General features: G+C 74.1%; 17 protein-coding genes and 2 pseudogenes. 16 read left to right on the forward strand and 3 right to left on the reverse strand.

Annotated features, from left to right (window positions below):
• Positions 1-511 (forward strand): annotated as a pseudogene (locus MILUP08_RS35805) (hypothetical protein); the annotation flags it as partial.
• A 134-nt stretch (positions 512-645) separates the two neighbouring features.
• On the opposite strand, the gene MILUP08_RS08840 reads toward MILUP08_RS35805, so the two are convergent.
• Positions 646-5,421 carry an Lhr family helicase gene (locus MILUP08_RS08840; RefSeq protein WP_007456772.1) on the reverse strand — a complete coding sequence of 1,592 codons (4,776 nt, stop codon included), beginning with the start codon at positions 5,419-5,421 and terminating at the stop codon, positions 646-648.
• 178 nt (positions 5,422-5,599) lie between these two features.
• Here MILUP08_RS08840 and MILUP08_RS08845 point away from each other — a divergent pair, with 178 nt between their 5' ends.
• The 10 genes from MILUP08_RS08845 (at position 5,600) to MILUP08_RS08890 (ending at position 15,920) form a co-directional block, all read left to right on the forward strand.
• Positions 5,600-5,986, forward strand: a complete 387-nt coding sequence (locus MILUP08_RS08845; protein WP_007456773.1) for a hypothetical protein — start codon at positions 5,600-5,602, stop codon at positions 5,984-5,986.
• A 198-nt stretch (positions 5,987-6,184) separates the two neighbouring features.
• Positions 6,185-9,019: a Na+/H+ antiporter subunit A gene (locus MILUP08_RS08850; protein ID WP_007456774.1), complete on the forward strand. Its 2,835-nt coding sequence runs from the start codon at positions 6,185-6,187 to the stop codon at positions 9,017-9,019.
• A gap of 25 nt (positions 9,020-9,044) precedes the next feature.
• Positions 9,045-9,533, forward strand: a complete 489-nt coding sequence (locus MILUP08_RS08855; protein WP_007456775.1) for a Na(+)/H(+) antiporter subunit C — start codon at positions 9,045-9,047, stop codon at positions 9,531-9,533.
• 22 nt (positions 9,534-9,555) lie between these two features.
• The gene (locus MILUP08_RS08860; protein ID WP_007456776.1) at positions 9,556-11,061 is read left to right on the forward strand and encodes a Na+/H+ antiporter subunit D; all 1,506 of its coding nucleotides are present in this window, start codon (positions 9,556-9,558) and stop codon (positions 11,059-11,061) included.
• Positions 11,058-11,657, forward strand: a complete 600-nt coding sequence (locus MILUP08_RS08865) for a Na+/H+ antiporter subunit E (RefSeq protein WP_007456777.1) — start codon at positions 11,058-11,060, stop codon at positions 11,655-11,657. The genes MILUP08_RS08860 and MILUP08_RS08865 overlap by 4 nt, the downstream gene beginning before the upstream one ends.
• A complete protein-coding gene (locus MILUP08_RS08870) occupies positions 11,654-11,917 on the forward strand; it encodes an MrpF/PhaF family protein (RefSeq protein ID WP_007456778.1) in 264 nt (87 codons plus the stop codon). Before MILUP08_RS08865 ends, MILUP08_RS08870 begins: the two co-directional genes overlap by 4 nt.
• The gene (gene mnhG / locus MILUP08_RS08875) at positions 11,917-12,288 is read left to right on the forward strand and encodes a monovalent cation/H(+) antiporter subunit G (protein ID WP_039907505.1); all 372 of its coding nucleotides are present in this window, start codon (positions 11,917-11,919) and stop codon (positions 12,286-12,288) included. Before MILUP08_RS08870 ends, mnhG begins: the two co-directional genes overlap by 1 nt.
• Positions 12,289-12,449: 161 nt before the next feature.
• Positions 12,450-13,805, forward strand: coding sequence for a hemolysin family protein (locus tag MILUP08_RS08880; protein WP_007456780.1), 1,356 nt, complete (start codon positions 12,450-12,452; stop codon positions 13,803-13,805).
• On the forward strand, positions 13,802-14,866 hold the full coding sequence (locus tag MILUP08_RS08885) for a hemolysin family protein (RefSeq protein ID WP_007456781.1): 1,065 nt from the start codon (positions 13,802-13,804) through the stop codon (positions 14,864-14,866). Before MILUP08_RS08880 ends, MILUP08_RS08885 begins: the two co-directional genes overlap by 4 nt.
• A gap of 121 nt (positions 14,867-14,987) precedes the next feature.
• Positions 14,988-15,920 carry a sporulation protein gene (locus tag MILUP08_RS08890; RefSeq protein WP_007456783.1) on the forward strand — a complete coding sequence of 311 codons (933 nt, stop codon included), beginning with the start codon at positions 14,988-14,990 and terminating at the stop codon, positions 15,918-15,920.
• Positions 15,921-15,926: 6 nt separating this feature from the next.
• On the opposite strand, the gene leuE is transcribed toward MILUP08_RS08890, so the two are convergent.
• Entirely contained in the window at positions 15,927-16,598 is a 672-nt protein-coding gene (gene leuE, locus MILUP08_RS08895) for a leucine efflux protein LeuE (protein WP_039905671.1), read from the reverse strand.
• Positions 16,598-17,839: a bifunctional pyridoxamine 5'-phosphate oxidase family protein/GNAT family N-acetyltransferase gene (locus MILUP08_RS08900; RefSeq protein WP_007456787.1), complete on the reverse strand. Its 1,242-nt coding sequence runs from the start codon at positions 17,837-17,839 to the stop codon at positions 16,598-16,600. Before MILUP08_RS08900 ends, leuE begins: the two co-directional genes overlap by 1 nt.
• Before the next feature lie 34 nt (positions 17,840-17,873).
• On the opposite strand from MILUP08_RS08900, the gene MILUP08_RS08905 reads away from it, so the two are divergent.
• From MILUP08_RS08905 to MILUP08_RS08920, 5 genes and pseudogenes are all read left to right on the forward strand, one after another.
• Complete coding sequence (locus tag MILUP08_RS08905; RefSeq protein ID WP_007456789.1) at positions 17,874-19,214, forward strand: aminotransferase class I/II-fold pyridoxal phosphate-dependent enzyme; 1,341 nt, start codon at positions 17,874-17,876, stop codon at positions 19,212-19,214.
• A 92-nt stretch (positions 19,215-19,306) separates the two neighbouring features.
• Positions 19,307-19,429: a hypothetical protein gene (locus MILUP08_RS37075; RefSeq protein ID WP_007456791.1), complete on the forward strand. Its 123-nt coding sequence runs from the start codon at positions 19,307-19,309 to the stop codon at positions 19,427-19,429.
• Positions 19,430-19,497: 68 nt separating this feature from the next.
• The gene (locus MILUP08_RS08910) at positions 19,498-20,202 is read left to right on the forward strand and encodes a UdgX family uracil-DNA binding protein (RefSeq protein WP_007456793.1); all 705 of its coding nucleotides are present in this window, start codon (positions 19,498-19,500) and stop codon (positions 20,200-20,202) included.
• 162 nt (positions 20,203-20,364) lie between these two features.
• Positions 20,365-21,969 (forward strand): FAD-dependent oxidoreductase, encoded by a 1,605-nt coding sequence (locus tag MILUP08_RS08915; protein WP_007456794.1) that lies wholly within the window; start codon positions 20,365-20,367, stop codon positions 21,967-21,969.
• Between the two features lie 100 nt (positions 21,970-22,069).
• Positions 22,070-22,757 (forward strand): annotated as a pseudogene (locus MILUP08_RS08920) (MFS transporter); the annotation flags it as partial.

The raw sequence follows: 22,757 nt of genomic DNA on the forward strand, positions 1-22,757 counted from the left end.
GTCGGCCTCGCCGGCACCGGCGGCCAGCGGCCTCGCGAGCGCGCCGACGCCGTCGCCGGCCCCGTCCAGCCCCGCCGGTGTCACCCAGGCCCCGGGCAGCCCGGCCCCGCCGGTCCCGCCGTCCGCCGTGCCGTCCGCGCCGCCCCAGGGGCCGATCGAGCGCAGGCCGGCCAGCCCACCGCCGGTGGTGCTGCCCCCGCGCCCGCCCGGCGCCCCGGGCGCTCGGCAGGTGGTCGACGCGTTCCGGGTCGCCGGGCTGCGCGTGACACACCCGAAGGACCGCTCGGTGGACTGTGGACCGGACGGCCTGGGCCTGGGCTGTTCCGAGATCGTCGCCACCGACGGCGTCACCGTCTACGTGTTCCCGGACGAGACAAGCGCCGGCGACATCGCCGAGACCTGGGGTGGCCAGTCGTACCGGCGCGGCGCGGTCGTGCTCAACTACCTCGAGGCGAAGACTCCGGCAGCCGACCGCCCGCGCTACGAGAAGGCCCTCAACAGCCTCCACTGACCGCCGCAGCCGATCCCCGGCCGCCGGCCGCCGGCCGGCGGCCGGCGGCGGTGGCTGCATGGCGGTGGTGGCCTGGGGTGGGTGGTCGTCCGGGTGACGGCGGCGGTCCGTCCTCTCGACGATGCGCGGGTGGGTCAGCCGCGCAGGCGCAGGCCGCGCGGGGTGGCCCGGAAGCCGGCGGCGGTCAGCGCGTCACCGAGCGGCGACGAGTGCACTCCCTCGCCGTCGGCCCGCTCCACCGACATCGCGCCCAACGCTCCGGAGTGGACCGCGTCGGCGAGCGCCTTGCCGGCCGCCGCGAGAGTCTCGGCGTCGTCGGTGAAGGAGAGCAGGGTCCGTCCGCCGCGTTCCACGTACAGCACCAGGTCACCGCCGACCTGCACCACGAGGGCACCCGCCTTGCGGCCGGCCCGGTGCCCCGTCGCGGGGGCGGCCCCGTCACCGGAGTCGACGACGCGTTCCGGCCAGGGCAGCGCCGCGCCGTACGGGTTGGCCGGGTCGGTGGCGGCCAGCACCGTGGCGGGGGCGCCCCGACCACGACCACCGTCGGCGGGGTCGGCAAGCGCGCGGAGCCGGTCCACCGCGCCGGGCACCGCGAACTGCGCCGCGCCGAGGCCCTCGACGAAGTAGCCCCGGCGGGCCGCGCCGCGCTCCTCCAACGCCGACAGCACCGGGTAGACCGCGGCGAACCCGCCGACCACCTGCTCGGCCATGACCGCGCCCCGGGTGACCACCCCGTGCCGCTCCAGCAGCACGTCGGCGAGGGCGGCGGCCCGCCGGGTCGGGTCGAGGTCCCGCTCCGGTAGCCGGGACCAGCGGCCGGCGACGGTCGGTGGACCGCCCCGGGTGGGCAGCGCCACCCGACCGGGCCGCCGGTAGCGGGTGCGCGGCGCGGAGGGCCGCGACCGGTGCGCGCCACCGGCGCCGAGCACCGCCCGCAGCGGGGCGAGGGTGTCGTTGGTGAGGTGCCCCGCCCACACCAGATCCCAGATCACCCCGGTGAGGGCGGCGTCGTCGGTGGAGCCGACCCGGTCGGCCAGCGCCCGGAAGAACAGCGCCTGCCCGTCGCCGAGCGCGTCGAGCACCGCGTCGTGCAGCGGGGTGCGGGTAAGCGCCTCGTCGGGCGGCGGGAGCAGCAGCGGCGCGGCGTCCGCGTACGCCAGGGTGACCCAGCCGTCGCCCCCGGAGATCGCCCCCGACCCGGCCCAGAGCACCTCACCGCTGGCGCACAGCTCGTCGAGTTGGGCAGGGGAGTAGTCGGCGACCCGGCCGGGCAGCACCAGCCGTTCCAGCGCGGACGCCGGAACCGCCGCGCCCTGCAACTGCTCCACCGTCGCGGCGAGCGCCTCCACACCCCGGGAGGACGAGCCGACCTGCTGCCAGCGGGGCAGGAACGTGGCAAGCGCCCGGGGCGGCACCGGCTCGATCTCCCGCCGCAGCGCGGCGAGCGAACGGCGGCGCAGCATCCGCAGCACCTCGGCGTCGCACCACTGGGCGCCGGCCGTGTCCGGCGTGAACTCCCCGGAGACGACGCGGCCGGTGGCGGCGAGGCGGCGCAGCGCCTGCTCGACGACGAACACACCGAGGCCGAAACGGGCCGCGCAACTCGCGGCGGCGAACGGCCCGTGGGTGCGGGCGTAGCGGGCCACCAGGTCGCCCAGCGGGTCGGCCACCGGAGCGAGGTACGCCTCGGCCACCCCGACCGGCAGCGCCACCCCGAGGGCGTCGCGCAGCCGGGCGGCGTCCTCGATGCCCACCCAGCGCTGCTCGCCGGCGATGCGGACCCGCAGCACCCGGCGGGTGGCCTCCAACTCGGTCAGCCAGCCCTCCGGCACCCCCCGCTCGGTCAACTCGGTGTCGCTCAGGTCGCCGAGCACCCGCAGCAGCTCGACCACGTCCTCCGCGTCGCGCGGGCGGCGTTGGTCGGTCAGCCACCGCAGTTGCCTGTCGGTCTCGGCGAGTACCGCCGGATCCAGCAGCTCGCGCAGGTCGACCCGGCCGAGCAGCTCGCCGAGGAGCGTGGAGTCCAGTGCGAGGGCGGCGGCTCGGCGCTCGGCGAGCGGGGCGTCGCCCTCGTAGAGGAACGCGCCGACGTAGCCGAAGAGCAGCGACCGGGCGAACGGGGACGGCGCGTTGGTCTCCACCTCGACCAGTCGGACCTTGCGGGCCGCCAGGTCGCGCATCAGCCCGGCCAGCGCCGGCTGGTCGAAGACGTCCTGGAGGCACTCCCGGGCGGCCTCCAGGGTGACCGGGAAGTCGGCGTACTCGCGGGCCACGTCGAGCAGTTGCGCGGCGCGTTGGCGCTGCTGCCAGAGCGGCTGGCGGCGGCGCGGGTCGCGGCGGGGCAGCAGCAGCGAGCGGGCGGCGCACTCCCGGAAACGGGCGGCGAACAGCGCGGAGGTGCCGACCGACTCCTCCACCAGCTGGGTGATCTCGTCCGGCTCGAAGACCACCACGTCGGCGCCGGGCGGCTCGTCGGCGGTGTCGGGCAGGCGCACCACGATTCCGTCGTCGGAGGGCATCACCTGGGCGTCCACCCCGTACCGCTCGGCCAGCCGGCGGCCCACGGCGAGCGCCCACGGCCCGTTGACCCGCGCGCCGAGGACGCTGTGCACGGCGAGTCGCCAGTCACCCAGCTCGTCGCGGAACCGCTCGACCACGATGGTGCGGTCGTCGGGCAGCGAGCGGGTGGCCTCCCGCTGGTCGCGCAGGTACGCCATCAGGTTGGCGGCGGCCCAGTCGTCCAGGCCGCCGTCGCGCAGCGCGGTCAGTGCCGCCTCGTCGCTCATCCGCAGCAGGGTGCGCACCCGGGCGCCGATGGCCCGGCCCAGCTCGACCGGGCGGCCCAGCTGGTCGCCCTTCCAGAACGGCATCCGGGCGGCCTGGCCGGGCGCGGGGGAGACCAGCACCCGGTCCGGGGTGATCTCCTCGATGCGCCAGGACGAGGAGCCGAGCAGGAAGACGTCGCCGACCCGCGACTCGTAGACCATCTCCTCGTCCAGCTCGCCGACCCGGGCGGCCCGCTCGGCGCCGGCCAGGAAGACCCCGAACAGGCCCCGGTCGGGGATGGTGCCGCCGCTTGTCACGGCCAGCCGCTGCGCGCCGGGGCGGCCGGTGAGCAGGTCACTGGCCCGGTCCCAGACCAGCCGGGGTCGCAGCTCGGCGAACGCGGTGGACGGGTAGCGGCCGGAGAGCATGTCCAGTACGGCGTGCAGCGCGGAGTCGGGCAGCTCGTTGAAGGGCGCGGCCCGGCGGACCAGCACGGCGAGGTCGCCGACCCGCCACGGCTCCAGGGCCACCATGGCGACGATCTGCTGGGCCAGCACGTCCAGGGGGTTGCGCGGGTAGTGCAGCTCCTCGATCGCGCCGTCGGTCATCCGTTCGGCGACGACCGCGCAGGACAGCAGATCGCCGCGATGCTTGGGGAAGACCACCCCGCGGGAGACCGCCCCCACCTGGTGCCCGGCCCGGCCGACGCGTTGCAGACCGGCGGCGACGCTCGGTGGGGCCTCGATCTGCACCACCAGGTCGACAGCGCCCATGTCGATGCCCAGCTCCAGACTGGAGGTGGCCACCACCGCCGGGAGCTGGCCGGACTTGAGCGCCTCCTCGATGTGCTTGCGCTCCTCCCGCGAGACGCTGCCGTGGTGCGCGCGGGCGATCACGGGCGCGGCGCCGGTGGCCGCGCCGGACTGGGCCATCACCTCGGCCGGCGGGCGGTTGCGCAACGGACCGGCGGGGCCGCCCCACCGCTGCGCGCCCGACGCCGGGCCGCCGTCCGCCGCCGGCTCGTCACCCGACGACCACCCCTGCGGTACGCCGAGGGGGCCCTCGCCCGACCAACCGTCGCCCGCTGTGCCGTCTGCCGACAGGCCGACGCCCGGAGTGCCGGCGTCGCCCGATGCGCCGTTGGCTGTGGTGCCGTCGGCGACCGCGCTGGCGACCGATGCGGCGGCCACCTGCTCGGCGGCCAGCTCGTTGAGGCGGGCGCACAGGCGCTCGGCGCTGCGGCGGGAGTTGGTGAAGACGATTGTGGAACGGTGTTGCCCGATGAGCGTGAAGACCCGCTCCTCGACGGCCGGCCAGATCGAGGCGCGGCGTGGCCCGGGACCGCCGAGGGAATCCTCCGGGGGCTGCTCCTGCTCGTCCAGGCGGGTCATGTCCTCCACGGGGACCTGGACGCTGACCTCGATGGTCTTCGCCGTGGCCGGCTGCACGACGTCGACCGGCCGAGCGCCGCCGAGGAACCGGGCGCAGGCGTCGATCGGCCGGACGGTGGCGGAGAGGCCGATCCGTTGCGCCGGCGCGGGCAGCAGCTCGTCGAGGCGTTCCAGCGAGAGGGCGAGGTGGGCGCCGCGCTTGCTGCCGGCCACCGCGTGCACCTCGTCGACGATCACCGTCTGGACGCCGCGCAGCGAGTCCCGAGCGGCGGAGGTGAGGAGCAGGAAGAGGGACTCGGGCGTGGTGATGAGGATGTCCGGTGGGGTGCGGGCGAAGGCCCGTCGTTCGTCGGCCGGGGTGTCGCCGGTGCGCATGCCGACGGTGATGTCCGGGGGGGTGACGCCGAGCCGGGTCGCCGCCTGCCGGATGCCGGCCAGTGGGGCGCGCAGGTTGCGCTCCACGTCGACGGCGAGAGCCTTGAGGGGGCTGACGTAGAGCACCCGGCACCGCTGCCGCGCTTCGGCCGGCGCCGGCTCGCGGGCCAGGCGGTCCAGCGACCAGAGGAAGGCCGCGAGCGTCTTGCCGGAGCCGGTGGGCGCGACGACGAGGGCGTTGCGGCCGGCGGCGACGGATCGCCAGGCGCCGGTCTGGGCGGCGGTGGGCGCGGCGAAGGCGGCGTCGAACCAGGCGCGGGTGGCCGGGCCGAACCCGTCGAGCACCCCGCCCCTGTCCGCATCTCCCCCGGTCACCGATCCATCCTGCCCCGCCGGTACGACAACCACGAACGACCCACGGCGGAACGTGCCGGGCTGAACGTAAAAAGCGATGGATGCGCCATTAATACGTTAAGTCTCACTTAACTGCTTGCTTGTACGGAGCAACATAAAGTAACTTCACCCGCAACGCGAACCGGGTGGAGGGGATCGGATGACCGGCGAGCCGCGACACGTCGAACCCGGCACCGATGTGCTGATCCGCAAGGTCGACAGTCACCTCGCCACGCTCCGCGGCGGTCTGCACGGGCCCGAGTTGGAGCTCGCCGAACGCCTCGCCCGCTGCCTGCGGGAGTTGGTCGTCTCCACCGCCCAGGCCAGCGCCGCCGACCGGGGGCAGGTCCGCGTCGCCGTGCACTATTTCGTGCTCCGCCGGGAGAGCCGCGGCCGGCTGCTCTCGATGCGGTCGCTTGCCGTCGCGGAGCGGGTCGTCGCAAAGGTCGCCCGCCAGCTCGGCCGCGTCGACCTGCTGACCGAGCTGCACCTGGAGAGCGCCGATCTCGACGACGCGCTGACCCCCGGCGACGCCCTGCTGCGCTGACCGCACGCCGCACGCCGCACGCCGCACGCCGCAGGCCGCACGCCGCGCAGGCCGCACGGCCGCACTCCGCAGGGCCGCACACCGCGAGCCATAGAGGGCGAATTCCGGCAAAACCGCCCGGTCGGCGACGATCTGGCGTCTGATCGCTGTCAGGCGCCACCGCTGTACGGGCGTCGGCCACCTCGATCGGGAGTGCGGGTGCTGGTACTGCTCATCCTCCACCTCGTGGCGGCCCTCGCCGCGCCGCTGCTCGTCCGGTGGTGGGGTCCGCGCGCGTGCTATCCGCTGGCGCTCGCGCCGGCCGCCGCGTTCGGCTGGGCGCTGGCCCGCACCCCGGCCGTCGGTCACGGGGGCGCGGTGGTCGAGACGTACCCGTGGATCGGACAGTTGGGCCTCGACATCGCGCTGCGCCTCACCACGCTGTCCTGGCTCCTGACCCTGTTGATCGGTGGCGTCGGCGCGCTGGTGCTTGTCTACAGCGCCCGGTACTTCGACGCGGACGCGCCCGGGATGGCGCAGTTCGCCGCCGTCCTGGTCGCGTTCGCCGGCGCGATGCTGGTCCTGGTCCTCGCCGACGACCTGCTGCTGCTCTACGTCGGCTGGGAGCTGACGACGATCTTCTCGTACCTGCTGATCGGGCACAGCACCGAACGACGGTCCAGCCGGTGGGCGGCGGCGCAGGCGTTGACAGTCACCACGCTGGGCGGGCTGGCCATGCTTGTCGGGTTCATCCTGCTCGGTGAGCACGCCGGCAGCTACCGCTGGTCGGAGATCGCCACCCACCCGCTGCCCGGCGGCGGCTACCTGATCACGGCGGTGCTGCTGATCCTGGCCGGGGCCCTGTCCAAGTCGGCGGTGCTGCCGTTCAGCTCCTGGCTGCCGGTCGCGATGGCGGCGCCCACCCCGGTCAGCGCGTACCTGCACGCCGCCGCCATGGTCAAGGCGGGCGTCTACCTGGTCGGCCTGCTCGCGCCGGTGCTCGCCACTGTCGGCCCGTGGCGGCCCGTGGTGCTCATCGCCGGCGTGGCCACCATGCTCGTCGGCGGCTGGGCGGCGCTGCGGCAGAACGACCTGAAACTGCTGCTGGCGTACGGGACGGTCAGCCAGTTGGGCCTGCTGGTCGCGGTGACCGGGGCGGGCACCCCGGCCGCCGCGCTCGCCGGCACGGCGATGCTGCTGGCGCACGCCCTGTTCAAGGCGGCGCTGTTCCTGGTCGTCGGCATCATCGACCACGGCGCCGGCACCCGCGATCTCCGCGAGCTGTCCGGACTGCGGCGTTGGTCGCGGCCGTTGTTCGGCGTCGCGGTGCTGGCGGCGGCGTCGATGGCCGGCGTACCGCCGTTGGTCGGCTTCGTCGCCAAGGAGGCGGTGTTCGCGGCGTTCACCGACGACCCGCTGCTCCTCACCGGACTGGTCGCCGGGACGGTGCTCACCGTCGCGTACAGCGCCCGTTTCCTCTGGGGCGCGTTCGCCGACCGGCCGGGCGTCGAACCGGTCCAGCCTGCGCCGATCCCCGCGTCGATGCTGGTCCCCCCGGCCGTGCTCGCCGTCGTCGGGCTGCTCGCCGGCCCCGCCGCCGGAGTGCTGGACGGCCTGCTCAGCCCGTACGCCGAACTGCTCGGCGTCCTCGATGGGCACCTGACGCTCTGGCCCGGGCCGACCGCGGCGCTCGGTCTGTCCGTGCTGGCGCTGGCCGGCGGCGGACTGCTCTTCGCGCTGCGGGGGCCGCTCGCCCCGGTGCTGGCCCGGCTCCGCGCGCCGGTCGGCGGCAACCAGGGGTACGAGTGGGTCGTGGACCGGTTCGACCGGCTCGCCATCGAGGTGACCGGCGCGACCCAGCGGGGCTCCCTGCCGCAGTACCTCGGCATCATCCTGGTCACCCTCGTGCTGCTGCCCGGTGGGGCGATGCTCGCCGCCGGGCCGTGGCGGGCCCGGCTGCCGCTCTGGGACAACCCGCTGCAACCGGTGGTCGTGGTGGTGATCGCGGTGGCCGCGCTGCTCGCGGTCCGCGCCCGCCGGCGGTTGACCGCGATGCTGCTGGTGGGCATGACCGGCTATGGCACGGCCATGCTGTTCATCCTGCACGGCGCACCGGATCTCGCCCTCACCCAGTTCCTGGTGGAGACCGCGACCATCGCGGTGTTCGTGCTGGTGCTGCGCCGCCTGCCGGAGCGCTTCTCGGCCCGTCCGCTTCGTCGCAGTCGATGGGTCCGCCGGCTGATCGGCGTGACGATGGGCGTGGTGGCGGGCGGTCTCGCGCTCGTCGCGGCCGGCGCCCGTCGCGCGCCGGACATCTCCGCTGCCTTCCCCGACCTGGCGGTGAGCGAGGGGTACGGCCGTAACGTCGTCAACGTGACCCTCGTCGACATCCGGGCCTGGGACACGATGGGGGAGGTGGCGGTGCTTGTGGTGGCCGCGACCGGGGTGGCCAGCCTGATCTTCGAGAGGTCCCGCACCGGGCCGCGACCGCGCCGACCGGAGTCGGCCGACCGGGCGGTCCGCTCCGACCGGCCGGTCTGGTTGCGGGGCGGCCCGACCCTCTACGAGGAGCGGCGGTCGATCGTGCTGGAGGTGGTCACCCGGCTGATCTTCCACACCGTGGCGCTGTTCTCGCTGTTCCTGCTCTTCTCCGGGCACAACGCGCCGGGCGGCGGGTTCGCCGGCGGCCTGGTGGCCGGCCTCGCGCTTGTGGTCCGCTACCTGGCCGGCGGCCGGTACGAGCTGACCGAGGCCGCCCCGGTGGGCGCCGGCCTGATCCTCGGGGCGGGGCTGGCGCTGGCGGTGGGCACCGGCGCGGTGGCGCTGCTGGCCGGCGGGTCGGTGCTGCAGAGCGCCAAGCTCGACCTGTCCCTGCCGCTGATCGGCGAGGTCCACCTCGTCACGTCGCTCTTCTTCGACATCGGCGTGTACCTGATCGTGATCGGGCTGATGCTGGACATCCTGCGCAGCCTCGGCGCCGAGGTGGACCGGCACATCGAGGCCACCGACACGGCCGGCGGCGGTCTGGCCGTCGACAAGGGCGGCCGATCGTGAGCGCCCCGCGAACGGAGGTCGTTCGGTGACGGCCAGCGACGCCGGACCCACGATGGTGCTGGTACTCGCCGTCGCGGTGCTGGTCGGGTGCGGGGTGATCCTGCTGCTGGAGCGCAGCCTCACCCGCATCCTGCTGGGCGTGATCCTGCTCGGCAACGGGGTCAACCTGTTGATCCTGCTGGGCGGCCGGTCCGGTGGCGCGCCGGTCGTGGGCACCGGACCGGTGGACGAGATGAGTGATCCGCTGCCGCAGGCGATGGTGCTGACCGCCATCGTGATCACGTTCGGGTTTACCGCGTTCCTGCTCGCCGTGGCGTACCGGAGCTGGTATCTCACCGGCGACGACGAGGTACCCGACGATCTGGAGGACCGGCAGATCATCCGCCGGGCCGGGCGCAACGAGGCGGGCGCCGTCGACCACGGCGGGGAGGGTCCGAACGGCGACCCGGAGCAGGTCGATCCGGAGCCGGCCCGCCGTCGGCTGCGACGCGGCAGAGGGGACGGGCCGCGGTGAACGGGTCGTCGCGGAGGCCGTCGTGAGCCGGCTCCTGCCGCTGCCGGTGGTGGTGCCGCTGCTCGGCGCGGCGCTGACCCTGCTGCTGGCCACCCGCCCCCGGGTGCAGCGTGCGGTGAGCGTGCTCTGTCTGACTGTCACGTTCACCGTCGCGGTGGTGCTGCTGGTGCAGGCGTACCGGCACGGGCCGGTGGTGCTCGCGATCGGCGGGTGGCCGCCGCCGGTCGGCATCGTGCTGGTAGCCGACCAGTTGGCCGCGCTGATGCTTGTGGTGTCCTCGGCGGTGACCCTCTGCGTGCTGCTCTACTCGATCGGCCAGGGTCGCAGCGAGACGAGCGAGAGCGCGCCGGTGGTCATCTTCCACCCGACGTACCTGGTGCTCACCGCGGGCGTCACCAACGCGTTCCTGGCGGGCGACCTGTTCAACCTGTTCGTCGGCTTCGAGATCCTGCTGGCGGCCAGCTTCGTGCTGATCACGCTGGGCGGCACCGAGACGCGCATCCGCACCGGGTCGACGTACGTGGTGGTCAGCATCCTCTCCTCGATGATCTTCCTGGCGGCGGTGGGGCTGGTGTACGCGGCCACCGGGACGCTCAACCTGGCGCAGCTCGCTCAGCGCCTCGACGACCTGCCGGACAACGTCCGGTTGGCCCTGCAACTGATGCTGCTGCTCGCGTTCGCGATCAAGGCGGCGGTCTTCCCGCTGTCGGCCTGGCTGCCGGACAGCTATCCCACGGCCCCGGCCCCGGTCACCGCCGTGTTCGCGGGGCTGCTCACCAAGGTCGGTGTGTACGCGATCATCCGTACCGAGACGTTGCTGTTCCCCGGCGGCCAGGTCGACGGTCTGCTGATGGTCGTCGCCGGGCTGACCATGGTGGTCGGCATCCTCGGCGCGGTGGCGCAGTCGGACATGAAGCGGCTCTTCTCGTTCACCCTGGTCAGCCACATCGGCTACATGATCTTCGGGGTGGCGTTGAGCACCGCGGCCGGCCTCGCCGGCGCGATCTTCTACGTGGTGCACCACATCACCATCCAGACCACGCTGTTCCTGGTGGCCGGCCTGGTCGAGGAGCGGGCCGGCAGCACCGACCTGCGCCGGCTCGGCGGGCTGGCCCGGATGGCGCCCCTGCTCGGCGTCCTGTTCTTCGTCCCGGCGATGAACCTCGCCGGGGTGCCGCCGTTCTCCGGGTTCCTCGGCAAGCTCGGCCTGCTCCAGGCCGGTGTGGCGGCCGGCGGGGCGCTGCCCGCGACGCTGGTGGCGGCCGGCACGCTGACCAGCCTGCTCACCCTGTACGTGGCCTCCCGGGTGTGGAACATCGCGTTCTGGCGGGCGCCCCGGATCGCCGCCACCGAGCCCGCCGTCCGGCTGCCCACCCTGATGGTCGGCGCCACCGTCGCCCTGGTCGCGTTCGGGCTGACGCTCACCGTGCTGGCCGGACCGCTCTTCGACGTCACCGCCGACGCGGCCACCGACCTGCTCTCACGCACCCCGTACGTGCGCGCCGTGCTGCCGGGCGGCACGCCGTGACCGAGGCCGGTGCCGCCCCCGGACCGCCCACGCCACCCCGCGGCCGGTTCGGGCGCTGGCGTGACCAGGCGCTGGCGTTGGGCTGGCTGGTGGTGGTCTGGATCCTGCTCTGGGGCGACGTCAACGTGGGCAACCTGATCGGCGGCCTGCTGGTGGGCAGCGCGGTGCTGCTGTTCTTTCCGCTGCCCGCGGTCAGCTTCGGCGGCCGGCTGCGACCCGGCGCGCTGCTGGCGTTCGCCTGCCGGTTCGTCGTGGAACTGGTCAGCGCGAGCCTGCACGTCGCCCGGATCGCCGTGCAGCCCGGCTACCGGCCGCGCGGGGCGATCATCGCCGTGACGCTGCGGGTTCCCACCGACCTGAACCTGGCGCTCACCGCCGAGGCGGTCTCGCTGGTGCCCGGCACGCTGATCATCGAGGTGGATCGGGACACCTCGACGCTCTACCTGCACGTGCTGGACACCCACGCGCCGGCGGACCTGGCCCTCTCCCGGGAACGCACCCTCGACGTCGAGCGACGGATCGTCCGGGCGGTGGGCAGTGCCGCCGAGCTACGCCGCGTCGAGCCCGATCCCGCCGAGAAGGGAAACTCCCAATGATCACGTTCCTGGCCGTCGTCCTCACCGCCCTGCTGTCGGTGACCGCGCTGCTCGCGTTGATCCGGCTCTACCGGGGCCCGTCACTGCTGGACCGGGTGATCGCCGCGGACATGCTGCTCGCCACCATGGTCGGCGCGGTGGGCGCGGAGGCGGCCGTCAACCGGCACGCCACCACGCTGCCCGTGCTTGTGGTGCTCTCCCTCCTCGGCTTCGTCGGCTCGGTGTCGCTGGTGCGCTTTGCCGTCCGGGAGCAGGCGTGATCGGAGTGGTCGCCGACTGGCTCGGCGCGGCCTGTCTGGTGGCCGGCGCGCTGCTCGCCCTGGCCGCCGGTATCGGTGTGCTCCGCTTCCCGGACGCGCTCTCCCGGATGCACGCGGCCACCAAGCCCCAGGTGCTCGGGGTGCTCCTGCTGCTGCTCGGCATCGCGCTGCGGCTGCGGTCCCCGGCCGACCTCGGCGTGATCCTGCTGGTGGCGGTCTTCCAGTTGGCCACCGCGCCGGTCGCGGCACAGATGATCGGCCGGGCCGCGTACCGGTCCGGCCGGCTCGACCGGAGCCTGCTCGACGCCGACGAGCTGGCCGAGCGTCCGACCGGCGGCGGATCCGGCGACGGCCACGCCCAGCCGGGGTGAACCGGACGATCGACGCCTTCGGCCCACCCTCAGCGGAGTCCCAGCCAGCACCGATAAAATGGCAGCATGATCGACTCTTCTGCCCAGGAGGGCAGCAGTAGCCAGCCGGGTCGTGCCCGGCATATCCCCGTCCCGACGGCCACGGGAGCCCTGAGCGACAGGTGCTGATCGTCGTCGGCCTTCTCTTGATCATCGTGCTCACCGCCGCCACCGGTTACTTCGTGGCGCAGGAGTTCGGCTACGTCGCCGTGGACCGGGGCAAGCTGCGCCAGCTCGCCGACGACGGCGACCAGGCCGCCGCCCGGGCCCTCACCGTCACCAGCCGGCTCTCCTTCGTGCTCTCCGGCGCACAACTCGGCATCACCGTCACCGCCCTGCTCGTCGGCTACGTCGCCGAGCCGTACCTCGGTGGCGGCCTCGCCGACCTGTTCGGCGTCGCCGGCCTCCGCGAGTCGGTGAGCCTGCCGCTGTCGGTGGCGCTGGCCCTGGTCATCGCCACCGTGGTCCAGATGGTCCTCGGCGAGCTGGCCCCGAAGAACCTCGCGATCGCCCGGGCCGAGCCACTCGCCCGGGCGCTGAGCCGGTCCACCCTGATCTACCTGGCCGTCGCCGGGCCGCTGATCCGGCTCTTCGACCAGGCGTCGGTGCGTCTGCTGCGCCGGGTCGGCATCGAGCCGATCGAGGAGCTGCCCAGCGGCGCCACCCCGGCCGACCTGGAACAGATCATCGCCGAGTCCCGCGAGGAGGGCAGCCTGGACGCCGAGATGTCCACGCTGCTCGACCGGGGGCTCGACTTCCGCGAGCTGACCGCCGGTGAGGCCATGGTGCCGCGCGTCGACGTGCACACCGTCCGGGCGCACGAGCCCGTCAGCCGCGTCGTCGAGCTGCTGGACACCGGCCACTCCCGCTTCCCGGTGCGGGGCGCGGAGGGCGTCGACGACCTGATCGGCATCGTCGGGATCGCCGACGTGCTCGGCGTACCGCCGGGGGAGCGGGCCACCACCCCGGTGAGCGCGGTGGCGGGGCCGCCGCTGCTCGTACCGGAGACCCTGCCCCTGCCCACGGTGCTGGACCGCCTGCGGTCCGGGCACCGGCAGATGGCCTGCGTGGTGGACGAGTACGGCGGCTTCGCCGGCGTGATCACGCTTGAGGACATCGCGGAGGAGCTGGTCGGCCCGATCCGGGACGAGGACGACCCGCCGGAGCGCGCGCCCGCCCGGCAGGACGACGGGTCCTGGGTGGTGCCGGCCCGCTGGCGGATCGACGAGGTCGCCGACAGCACCGGCATCGCGCTGCCCGAGGCCCCGGAGTACGACACGCTGTCCGGGCTGGTCATGCGCGAGCTGGGCCGGGTGCCGGAGGTCGGCGACCGGCTGGAGATCAGCCTGCTGCCCGAGGGTGTCGAGGTCGACGACGGCGAGGAGGAGCCGCGGGCCCTGGTCGAGGTGCTCGCCGTGGACCGGCACGTCGCCGACTCGGTACGGCTGCAACTGAGCACCCCGGGGGTGACCGCGTGAGCCCGGGCATCGCGCTGTTCAGCTCGGGGATCCTGCTGGCGCTGAACGGGTTCTTCGTGGCCGCCGAGTTCGCCCTGGTGGCCAGCAAGCGGTACCGGCTGGAGCAGGCGGCGGCCAGCGGCGGCCGGGCGGCCCGGGCGGCGCTGGACGGTGTCCGCGAGCTGTCGCTGATGCTGGCCGGGGCGCAGTTGGGCATCACGCTGTGCACCCTGGGGCTCGGCGCGCTGGCCGAGCCGGCGATCGAGCACCTGATCAGCCCGTTGCTGCACGCGGTGGGGCTGCCCGACGCGGCCAGTCACGTGGTCGCCCTGGTCTTCGCCCTCGGCCTGGTGACCTTCCTGCACCTGGTGGTGGGGGAGATGGCGCCGAAGTCGTGGGCGATCACCGACGCCGAGCGTTCGGCGACGCTGCTCGCGCTGCCGTTCCGGGCGTTCGCCCGGGTGTCCCGGCCGGTGCTGTCGGCGTTGAACGCGCTGGCCAACGCGATCCTGCGCCTGGTCGGCGTCAACCAGCAGGATCAGTTGGCCCAGGTGCACGGCCCGGACGAGCTGCGCATGCTGCTGGAGCAGTCCCGCGAACACGGGTTGCTCGGCGCCGAGCAGCACCAACTGCTCACCAGCATGCTGGAGTTGCAGGGCACGTCGGTGGCGCAGGTGATGGAGCCGTTCGCCACCATGGTCACCGTCCGGCGCGACGACCCGGCCGAGCGGATCGAGCAGGTCAGCCGGGACAGCGGCAGGTCGCGGCTGGCGGTCCTGGACACCGGCGGCGACGTTTGTGGCCTGGTGCACGTCCGGGAGGCGGTGCGGGTGGTCACCACCGGCCGGGCCGCCACCGCCGGGGAGCTGATGACGCCGGCGTTCACCCTCCCGGCGACGTCCTCGGTCACCGAGGCGGTGGCCGCGATGCGTGCCCGGCAGTCCCAGCTCGCGCTGGTCCGCAACGGCGGCGGCCCGACCCGCCCGATCGGCTTCGTCGCCCTGGAGGACCTGCTGGAGGAGGTCATCGGCGAGTTCGACGACGAGACCGACACGGTGCCGCGCGGGCGGCGACTTCGCTGACGTGTCGACCCGGCCGTGCCGCTCGGCGCGGCCGGGCCGGTCGGTGGGCTTGAGATGACCGCTTCCGGGTAGGCGCGGCTGGTCCGGGGCCGGCGGGGCCCCGTCCGCGAGGGGGCGCGCGGTGCGGTTGACGGGGGTGTCTCGGGAGTCCGGCGGGACCGGGCTGTCCGTGCAGACCACGCTGCCGAACCCGAGCACCCGTCCGGGCCTGCGTCTGCCGGGGCGGGTGACAGTCGCCGCCGGGCCGGACGACGTGCTCGTACGCCACATCCGGCTCGGCCTGGTCACCACCGTCGAGCCGGACGACCCGGCCGGCCCTCGGCGGCTCATGCAGTTTCACCAGGTGCCGATCGCCGGGCGGTTCGTCGTGCCGGCGGGTCGGCGGCGGGCTGTCGACTTCGCCCTGCCACTGCCGTGGGAGACCCCGTTGACCACGTTCGGCGGGGTGCCGTTGCTGAGCCTGCGGATGGGTCTGCGGACCGAGGTGTCCGTCGACCCGGATCGGGACCAGGGGGCCATGGTGCCCGTCCTGGTGCACCCGATCCCCACCCAGCAGCACGTGCTGGCGGCGCTGGGCACGCTGGGCTTCCTGATCCGCCAGGCCGGGTTGCAGGAGGGCGGTCTGCCGGGGGTGGAGCACACCCTGCCGCTGCACCAGCGGTGGGGCTACTGGGTGGGCCCGCTCTACGCCGGCCCGATCACCGAGCTGGAACTGATCTTCGTGACGAACTCGGCGGGCCTGGAGGTGATCATCTGGCTGGACCGTCGGCTGTCACTGGCCGGGATCACCCACCAGAGCATCAGCCGGTTCCGGATCTGGCACGCGGACGCCGGGCAGCGGGACTGGGTCGCCACCGTGGACGGCTGGATACGTCAGGCGATCAACAGGCACGCCGCGGCCGCCGCGCACGCCGACTGGTCCGCGAACATCAGCGGGTCCGCCCACGTCAGCCGCCACCCCGACGAGCCGATCAAACCCGGCTACGGCCTGGGCGGCACCGCGGGAGGCGCCGGCGTCGGCGGCGGCGGCTCCGGCGGAGGCGACGGGACCTGAGCGGGGTCAGCCGGCGCTTGCGGTGGCGAGCTTGAGGCTGAAGGCGAGGAAGAGGGCTGCCACGGCGGTGGTGCCGCCCACGGCGAGGCGGCGACGCCTGCGGAACTGGGTGGCCAGGAACGTGCCCGCGAAGATCAGCGCGGTCAGGTAGAGCGCGCTGGTGACCTGGGCGATCAGGCCGAGCAGCAGGAACGACAGCGCCGGCCAGGCGTAGTCCGGGTCGACGAACTGGATGAAGAACGAGATGAAGAACAGGATCGCCTTCGGGTTCAGCAGGCTGATCACCAGCGCCTTGCGGAACGGGCTGCGCATCTGCGCCGGCTCCGCGGCGTCGATGAGCCGCGGCGTGCCCGGGTCGTTGCGGTCGCGCCAGCGCCGCACGGCGCCGAGCAGCATGGTCACCCCGACATAACCGAGGTACGCGGCTCCGGCGTACTTGATCACCAGGAACAGCGGCGGGTACGCCTTGAGCAGCGACGCCACCCCGGCGGCGGACAGGATCATCAGGACCCCGTCGCCGACGAACACCCCGGCCGCGGCCCGGTAGCCGACGCCCACACCCCGCTTGGCGGCGGTGGAGAGCACGAAGAGCGAGTTCGGCCCGGGCAGCAGGATGATGGCCACGGTGCCCAGCACGTACGTCCAGATGTCGGTGATCCCCAGCACGCCCGCCATCATCACGCCACCGGTGCCGTCCGCAGAAGTCTTTCTCGCAGCCTGGCCTGTGCGTTCGGCCACTCGTCGACGGTCATCGCGTACTGCACGGTGTCCCGCCACGAGCCGTCCGGACGCTGGCGGTGCATGCGCAGCACCCCCTCCCGGGTCGCGCCGAGCCGTTCGATGGCCGCCTGCGACCGGACGTTGCGGATGTCGGTGTGCCAGGCGACCCGCACCGCGCCCAGGTCGTCGAAGGCCCGGCCGAGCAGCAGCAGCTTGGCCTCGGTGTTGATCCCGGTACGCCACCACGGCCGGCCGAGGAAGGTGTGCCCGATCGCCACCGACCGCCGTTCCGGGTCGATCTCGTAGTAGGACGTGGTGCCGACCACCGCCCCGGTCACCGCGCAGCGCTGCACCCAGGGCACCCGCTCGCCGCGCTGCTGGGCGTCCAGCGCGGAGGCGACCACCGCGGCGGTTCCGGCCGGCTCGGTGGGCCGTGTGACGGTGAGGTGCCGCCAGACGTCGTCGTCGGCGGTGGCGGTGTGCAGGTCGTCGGCGTGGGCCAGGTCCAGCGGCTCCAGCAGGACGTGCTCGCCGTGCAGCGGGGCCGGGTCGTGCCAGGGCGTACGCGCCGCCCGCAGGTACGCCGGCAGGGGCGCGGTGACCCCGGTGGCGGGTTGCGGCTGGCCGGCGGTCAGCCGCAACGGCAGTACGCCGGCCCAGTGCGGCAGGTGCAGGTCGGCCTCGTCCTCGCGGACCCCGCCGGTGCGGGACCGGACGGACACCTCCCGCAGCGGCAGCGCCAGTACGGCGGTCTCGGCCAGCTCGCGGCGGTTCGGCGGGCGGCTGTCCGCGCTGCGGCCCGCGCCCACCTTGTCGACGAGCGCGGTGAGCATGGCGCTCTTCTCGCGCTCGTCGGTGACCAGGTGGGCGGTGCCCAGCGCGACCACCGAGCGGTAGTTGGCGCTGTGGTGGAACTGCGAGCGCGCGTAGACCAGCCCGTCGAGGACTGTCACCGTGACGCAGACGGGCAGCCCGTCGCCCCGGGCGGCGAGCAGCGGCCGGCTGCCGGTGGACCCGTGCAGGTAGAGGGTGTCGCCGATGCGGACGTGCAGGGTGGGCAGCACCCGGGGCTCGCCGTCGACGGTGAAGCCGAGCGCGCAGTGGTACGCCTCGTCGAGCACGGCGTGCGCGGCCTCCCGGTCGTAGCTCATCCGGTCGCGCGAGCGGGTGGGAGTGGTGCGGGCGGTGGGTGGATACATGGACGCCCCTTTGTTCTAGTACAATCTCCTGTTTGTGTCAGCACGCTATCAGTTCAGTGGGACCACGGCCGTCGAGATTTCGGCCAGCATCGAGTCGGGCATCCGGGCCGGCGCCCTGCCACCCGGCGCCGCCCTGCCGCCGGTGCGGGCCCTCGCGGCCGAGCTGGGCGTCAGTCCGGCCACTGTCGCCCGCGCCTACCGGGAGCTGCGCCAGCGCGGCGTGCTGGCCACCGCCGGCCGGCACGGCACCCGTGTCCGTCCGCGCCCACCGGTGGCCGCCCGCCGCTCCGCGCTGCGTCCCGCGCCGCTGCCCGACGCCCGCGACCTGTCCCGGGGCGAGCCCGACCCCCGCCTGCTGCCCCCGATCGGCCCGCACCTGGCCGCGCTCGCCGCCGACGCCGGTCCGCCGGTCGGCTACTCGCAGGCCGGCGTGCTCCCGGAGCTGGCCGAGGCCGCCCGTGCCCGGTTGAGCGCCGACGGCGTGCCCGCCGGGGACCTCACCCTCACCGGCGGCGCGCTGGACGGCATCGAACGGCTGCTCGGCGCCCACCTGCGTCCCGGCGACGCGGTGGCGGTGGAGGATCCCGGCTGGGCCAACCTGCTCGACCTGGTCGCCGCCCTCGGGCTGCGGCCGATCGGCGTGCCGCTGGACGACGACGGCCCACTGGTGGCCGGGGTGGCTGCCGCCCTGGCCGCCGGCGCGCGGGCGCTCGTGGTCACCAGCCGGGCGCAGAACCCGACCGGCGCCGCCGTCTCCGCCGCCCGCGCCCAGGAGCTGCGCGCACTGCTCGCCGGCCGGCGGGACCTGCTGCTCATCGAGGACGACCACGCCGCCGAGCTGGCTCGCGTACCCCTGCACCCGCTTGCCGGCGCGACCGGGAGCTGGGCCTTCGTGCGGTCGGTGAGCAAGCCCTTCGGCCCTGACCTACGGCTGGCGGTGCTGGCCGGCGACGAGACCACAGTCGCCCGGGTGACCGGCCGGACGCGGGTCGGCGCCGGCTGGGTGTCCACCGTGCTGCAACGGCTGGTGCTCGCCCTCTGGCGGGATCCGGCGGTCGACGAGCTGATCCGGCGGGCGGCGCAGAGCTACGAACTGCGGCGCGAGGGCCTGCTGGTGGCGCTCGCCGCGCACGGCCTGGCCGCGCACGGCCGCAGCGGCATCAACGTCTGGCTTCCGGTGCCGGACGAGACCAGCGCGCTCACCGCGTTGCGGGACGCCGGCTGGGCGGTGGCGCCCGGCACCCTCTACCGGATCGCCGCCCCGCCCGCCCTGCGCATCACCGTCAGTTCGCTCGCCGTCGAGGAGCTGACCCCGCTGGCCGCCGCGCTGGCCCGCGCCGTCCACCCCTCCCCTCCGTCGGGCTTCGCCATCTGAGGCGCCCCCGAAACCTTCCGTCGGTAAAAGGGGGAATCGCGGTGATTCGGAGCGAGTGGGGTGGGTATGCGGGCCGCCGGAGGTGCCTGACCATGGCTGCAAACGGAAACCGTAGGGGACTGTGGATCGCGATCGCGGTCGCCATCATCGTGATCATCATCGTGCTGATCGCCCTCGCGTCCTGCGGCGGCGGCGGAGGCGGCAACGGCTACTGACGCGGCCCGGGCGCGGCTGACCCGGGCGTACCCGGCAGGGGATATCGAACGGGTATATAACAGTCGGCATGGCCGAGCAGACCGACAACGCTCCCGGCGCGCAGCGGTTCATCCCGCCCGACGCCGACACCATCGACGAGCTCCGCACGGCAGCGGGCGGCTGCCGGGGCTGTGAGCTGTACCGGGACGCCACCCAGACCGTCTTCGGCCGGGGCGACGAGAGCGCCCGCGTGGTGCTCGTCGGGGAGCAGCCCGGCGACATGGAGGACCAGAAGGGCCTGCCCTTCGTCGGTCCCGCCGGTCGGCTGTTGCGCAAGGCCGTCGACGACGCCGGGCTCGACCCGGCGCAGATCTATCTGACGAACGCGGTGAAGCACTTCCGCTTCGAGCTGCGCGGCAAGCGGCGCATCCACCAGACCCCGGACCGGGTGCACATCACCGCCTGCCGGCCCTGGTTGGTCGCCGAGTTCGCCCGGCTCGACCCGGAGATCGTCGTGGTGCTCGGCGCCACCGCCGCCAAGGCGCTGCTCGGCCCGTCCTTCCGGGTGACCAGACAGCGCGGCGAGCTGCTGCCCTGGCCCGCGTCCGCCCAGCACCCGGAGGACTTCACCCAGGTGCCGGTGGACAGCGCCGGAAAGCGGGCCGACGCCCCGCCGGCCCGGCTGCTGGCGACCATCCACCCGTCCGCGGTGCTGCGCGCCGACGACCAGGACAAGGCGTACGAGGGTCTCGTCGCCGACCTCACCGTCGCCGCTCGCGCCCTCGCCGGCTGACCGTGCTCGGCGTACCTCCACTGCCCTGAGCGTCGTCGTCCCCGTCGGAAACCGCCATCGCCGCCGGGCCGGGAGGCGATACCTGCCGGAAACGGCGTTGCGTGATCCACGTAACAGGTCCTCTGCAGACTCACCTGAGTCGATCTTGTAGGGGAGGCGTTCATGAGCGATCAGACGCAGTCGACGGTGAGCCGGCGCGGGTTCCTGCGCGCGGTCGGGGTCAGCGGCGGTGCCGGAGCGATGCTCGCCACGATGGGAGCCATGGGCCTCGCGCCCAGCGCCGCCGCGTCGGTGACCCCGGCGTTCCGGGCGCCCGAGCGGTCCGACTTCACCCTGACCGGCCGGTCCGGGGCCAGCGTCGTCGTGCTCGGCGGCGGCATCGCGGGGCTCACCACCGCGTACGAGCTGGGCAAGGCGGGCTACCACTGCACGATCCTGGAGGCGCGGCACCGCGTCGGCGGGCGGAACCTGACCATCCGTGGTGGCGACGTCGAGACCGACCTCGACGGGCACACCCAGCGGGCGGGCTTCTCCGACGGCGTCTACTTCAACGCCGGCCCGGGCCGGATCGCACAGTGGATGGTCACCATGGACTACTGCCGGGAGCTCGGCGTACCCATCGAGGTCTTCACCAACCAGAACGCCGACGCCTGGATCTACAACGAGTCCGCCGGGATGACCGAGCCGATCCGCTACCGCACGGCCAAGGCCGACGTGTACGGCTACGTCTCGGAACTGCTCGCGAAGGCCACCGACCAGGGCGCGCTGGACGCACGGCTCACCACCGAGGACCGGGACCGGCTGCTGTCGTTCCTGCAGAGCTTCGGCGCGATCGGCGGGCGTACCAGCGACTGGGCGTACACCGGGACCAACCGTCGCGGGTTCTCCGCGTACCCCGGCGCCGGCAACGAGGTGGGAACGCTGCTCGGCACGCCGCCGGCGCTCTCCGACGTCTTCGCCAGCAACGTGGGCCGGTACTTCTCCTTCGAGTTCGGCTACGACCAGGCGATGCTGATGTTCCAGCCGGTCGGCGGCATGGACCAGATCCCGCGCGCCCTCGCCAAGGCCGTGGGCGGGCACCGGATCCGACTCAACGCCGAGGTGACCGGAGTGACCGACCGGGGCAGCCAGGTCGAGGTGACCTACCGGCAGGGCGGCCGGCAGTCGCAGATCACCGCCGACTACTGCGTGGCGGCGCTGCCGCCGCACCTGATGGCCCGGGTGCCGCACAACCTCGGCGCCGGGGTGACCGCCGCCCTGGCCGACTTCCCGGTCACCGCCGCCGGCAAGATCGGCCTGGAGTACCGCAGCCGCTGGTGGGAGACCGACCAGCGGATCTACGGCGGCATCACCGAGACCGACCTGGACCTGTCGCACATCTGGTACCCGTCCTACGGCTTCCACGGCAAGCGCGGCCTGGTCGTCGGCTACTACAACACCGGGGCGAACGCCCGGGCGTACAGCGGGCTCACCCCCGAGCAGCGCCGGGAGCGGGCGGTCAGCCAGGGCGCGAAGATCCACGGCGACAAGTACCGCAGCGAGCTGGTCACCTCGTACTCCCACGCCTGGGACCGGACCCGCTACCTCGAGGGCGCCTGGACCTCGCCCCGCTACGGCACCGCCGGATACAACCTGCTGCTCCAGCCGGCCGGACGGGTCTACTTCGCCGGGGACTGGCTGAGCCACGAGGTGGCCTGGCAGCACGGCGCGTTCGTGGCGGCCCGTTCGGCGGTGTCGTCCCTGCACCAGCGGGTGATGGCCGGCTGACCGACCGGCGGCGGGCCGTGAGCGGTGGGGCTGGTGGCGGGCGGTGGGGCGGCGTGTGGGTGCGTAAGGATGGGGGTCACACCCCTGCTGAGGAGCGCCGATGGCCACCGATCTGACCGTGCCGCGTACCGCCGCCCGGCTCGACGTCGCGCCGATCCAGCGGCGCACCATGCGGCTGCTCTTCACCACCCAGATCATCGGCGGCGTCGGTGTGACCATCGGGATCTCCGTCGGCGCGCTGCTCGCCGCCCGGGTCGCCGGCACCGCGGTGGCGGGCGTCGCGCAGAGCGCCGGGGTGGTCGGTGCGGCGCTGCTCGCCGTTCCGGTCACCCGGATCATGGCGCGGCACGGCCGTCGTCCCGGCCTGGTGCTGGCGTACGCCGTGGGCGCCGTCGGCGGCGTCCTGGTGGTGCTGGCGGCGGCGACCCGCTCGGTGCCGCTGCTCTTTCTGGGCATGCTGCTCTTCGGCGGGGGCACCGCCGCGAACCTGCAGGCCCGCTACACGGCGGTGGACCTCGCCGAGCCGGCTCGCCGGGGGCGCCAGCTCTCGCTGATCGTCTGGGCCACCACCATCGGGGCGGTGGCCGCGCCGAACTTCGCCGCCCTGGCCGACCGCGTCACCACCGGTTGGGGGCTGCCACCGCTGGCCGGCCCGTTCGCGTTCAGCGCGGCGGCGTTCGTGCTGGCTTCCGTCGTACTCCTCGGGCTGCTCCGACCCGACCCGCTGCTCACCGCGCGGCGGCTCGCGGCGGCCGCTGCCGTGGGCAGTGCCGCCCCGGACGGCGCCG

The organism is Micromonospora lupini str. Lupac 08, assembly GCF_000297395.2.
GTDB classification, from domain to species: Bacteria; Actinomycetota; Actinomycetes; order Mycobacteriales; family Micromonosporaceae; genus Micromonospora; species Micromonospora lupini.

Bases quoted from the DNA above. Each gene is read 5' to 3' on its own strand.
- MILUP08_RS08845 (WP_007456773.1), top strand. From the start codon at position 5,600: ATGACCGGCGAGCCGCGACACGTCGAACCCGGCACCGATGTGCTGATC.
- MILUP08_RS08870 (WP_007456778.1), top strand. From the start codon at position 11,654: ATGATCACGTTCCTGGCCGTCGTCCTCACCGCCCTGCTGTCGGTGACC.
- leuE (WP_039905671.1), bottom strand. From the start codon at position 16,598: ATGATGGCGGGCGTGCTGGGGATCACCGACATCTGGACGTACGTGCTG.
- MILUP08_RS08900 (WP_007456787.1), bottom strand. From the start codon at position 17,839: ATGTATCCACCCACCGCCCGCACCACTCCCACCCGCTCGCGCGACCGG.
- MILUP08_RS37075 (WP_007456791.1), top strand. From the start codon at position 19,307: ATGGCTGCAAACGGAAACCGTAGGGGACTGTGGATCGCGATCGCGGTC.
- MILUP08_RS08910 (WP_007456793.1), top strand. From the start codon at position 19,498: ATGGCCGAGCAGACCGACAACGCTCCCGGCGCGCAGCGGTTCATCCCG.
- MILUP08_RS08915 (WP_007456794.1), top strand. From the start codon at position 20,365: ATGAGCGATCAGACGCAGTCGACGGTGAGCCGGCGCGGGTTCCTGCGC.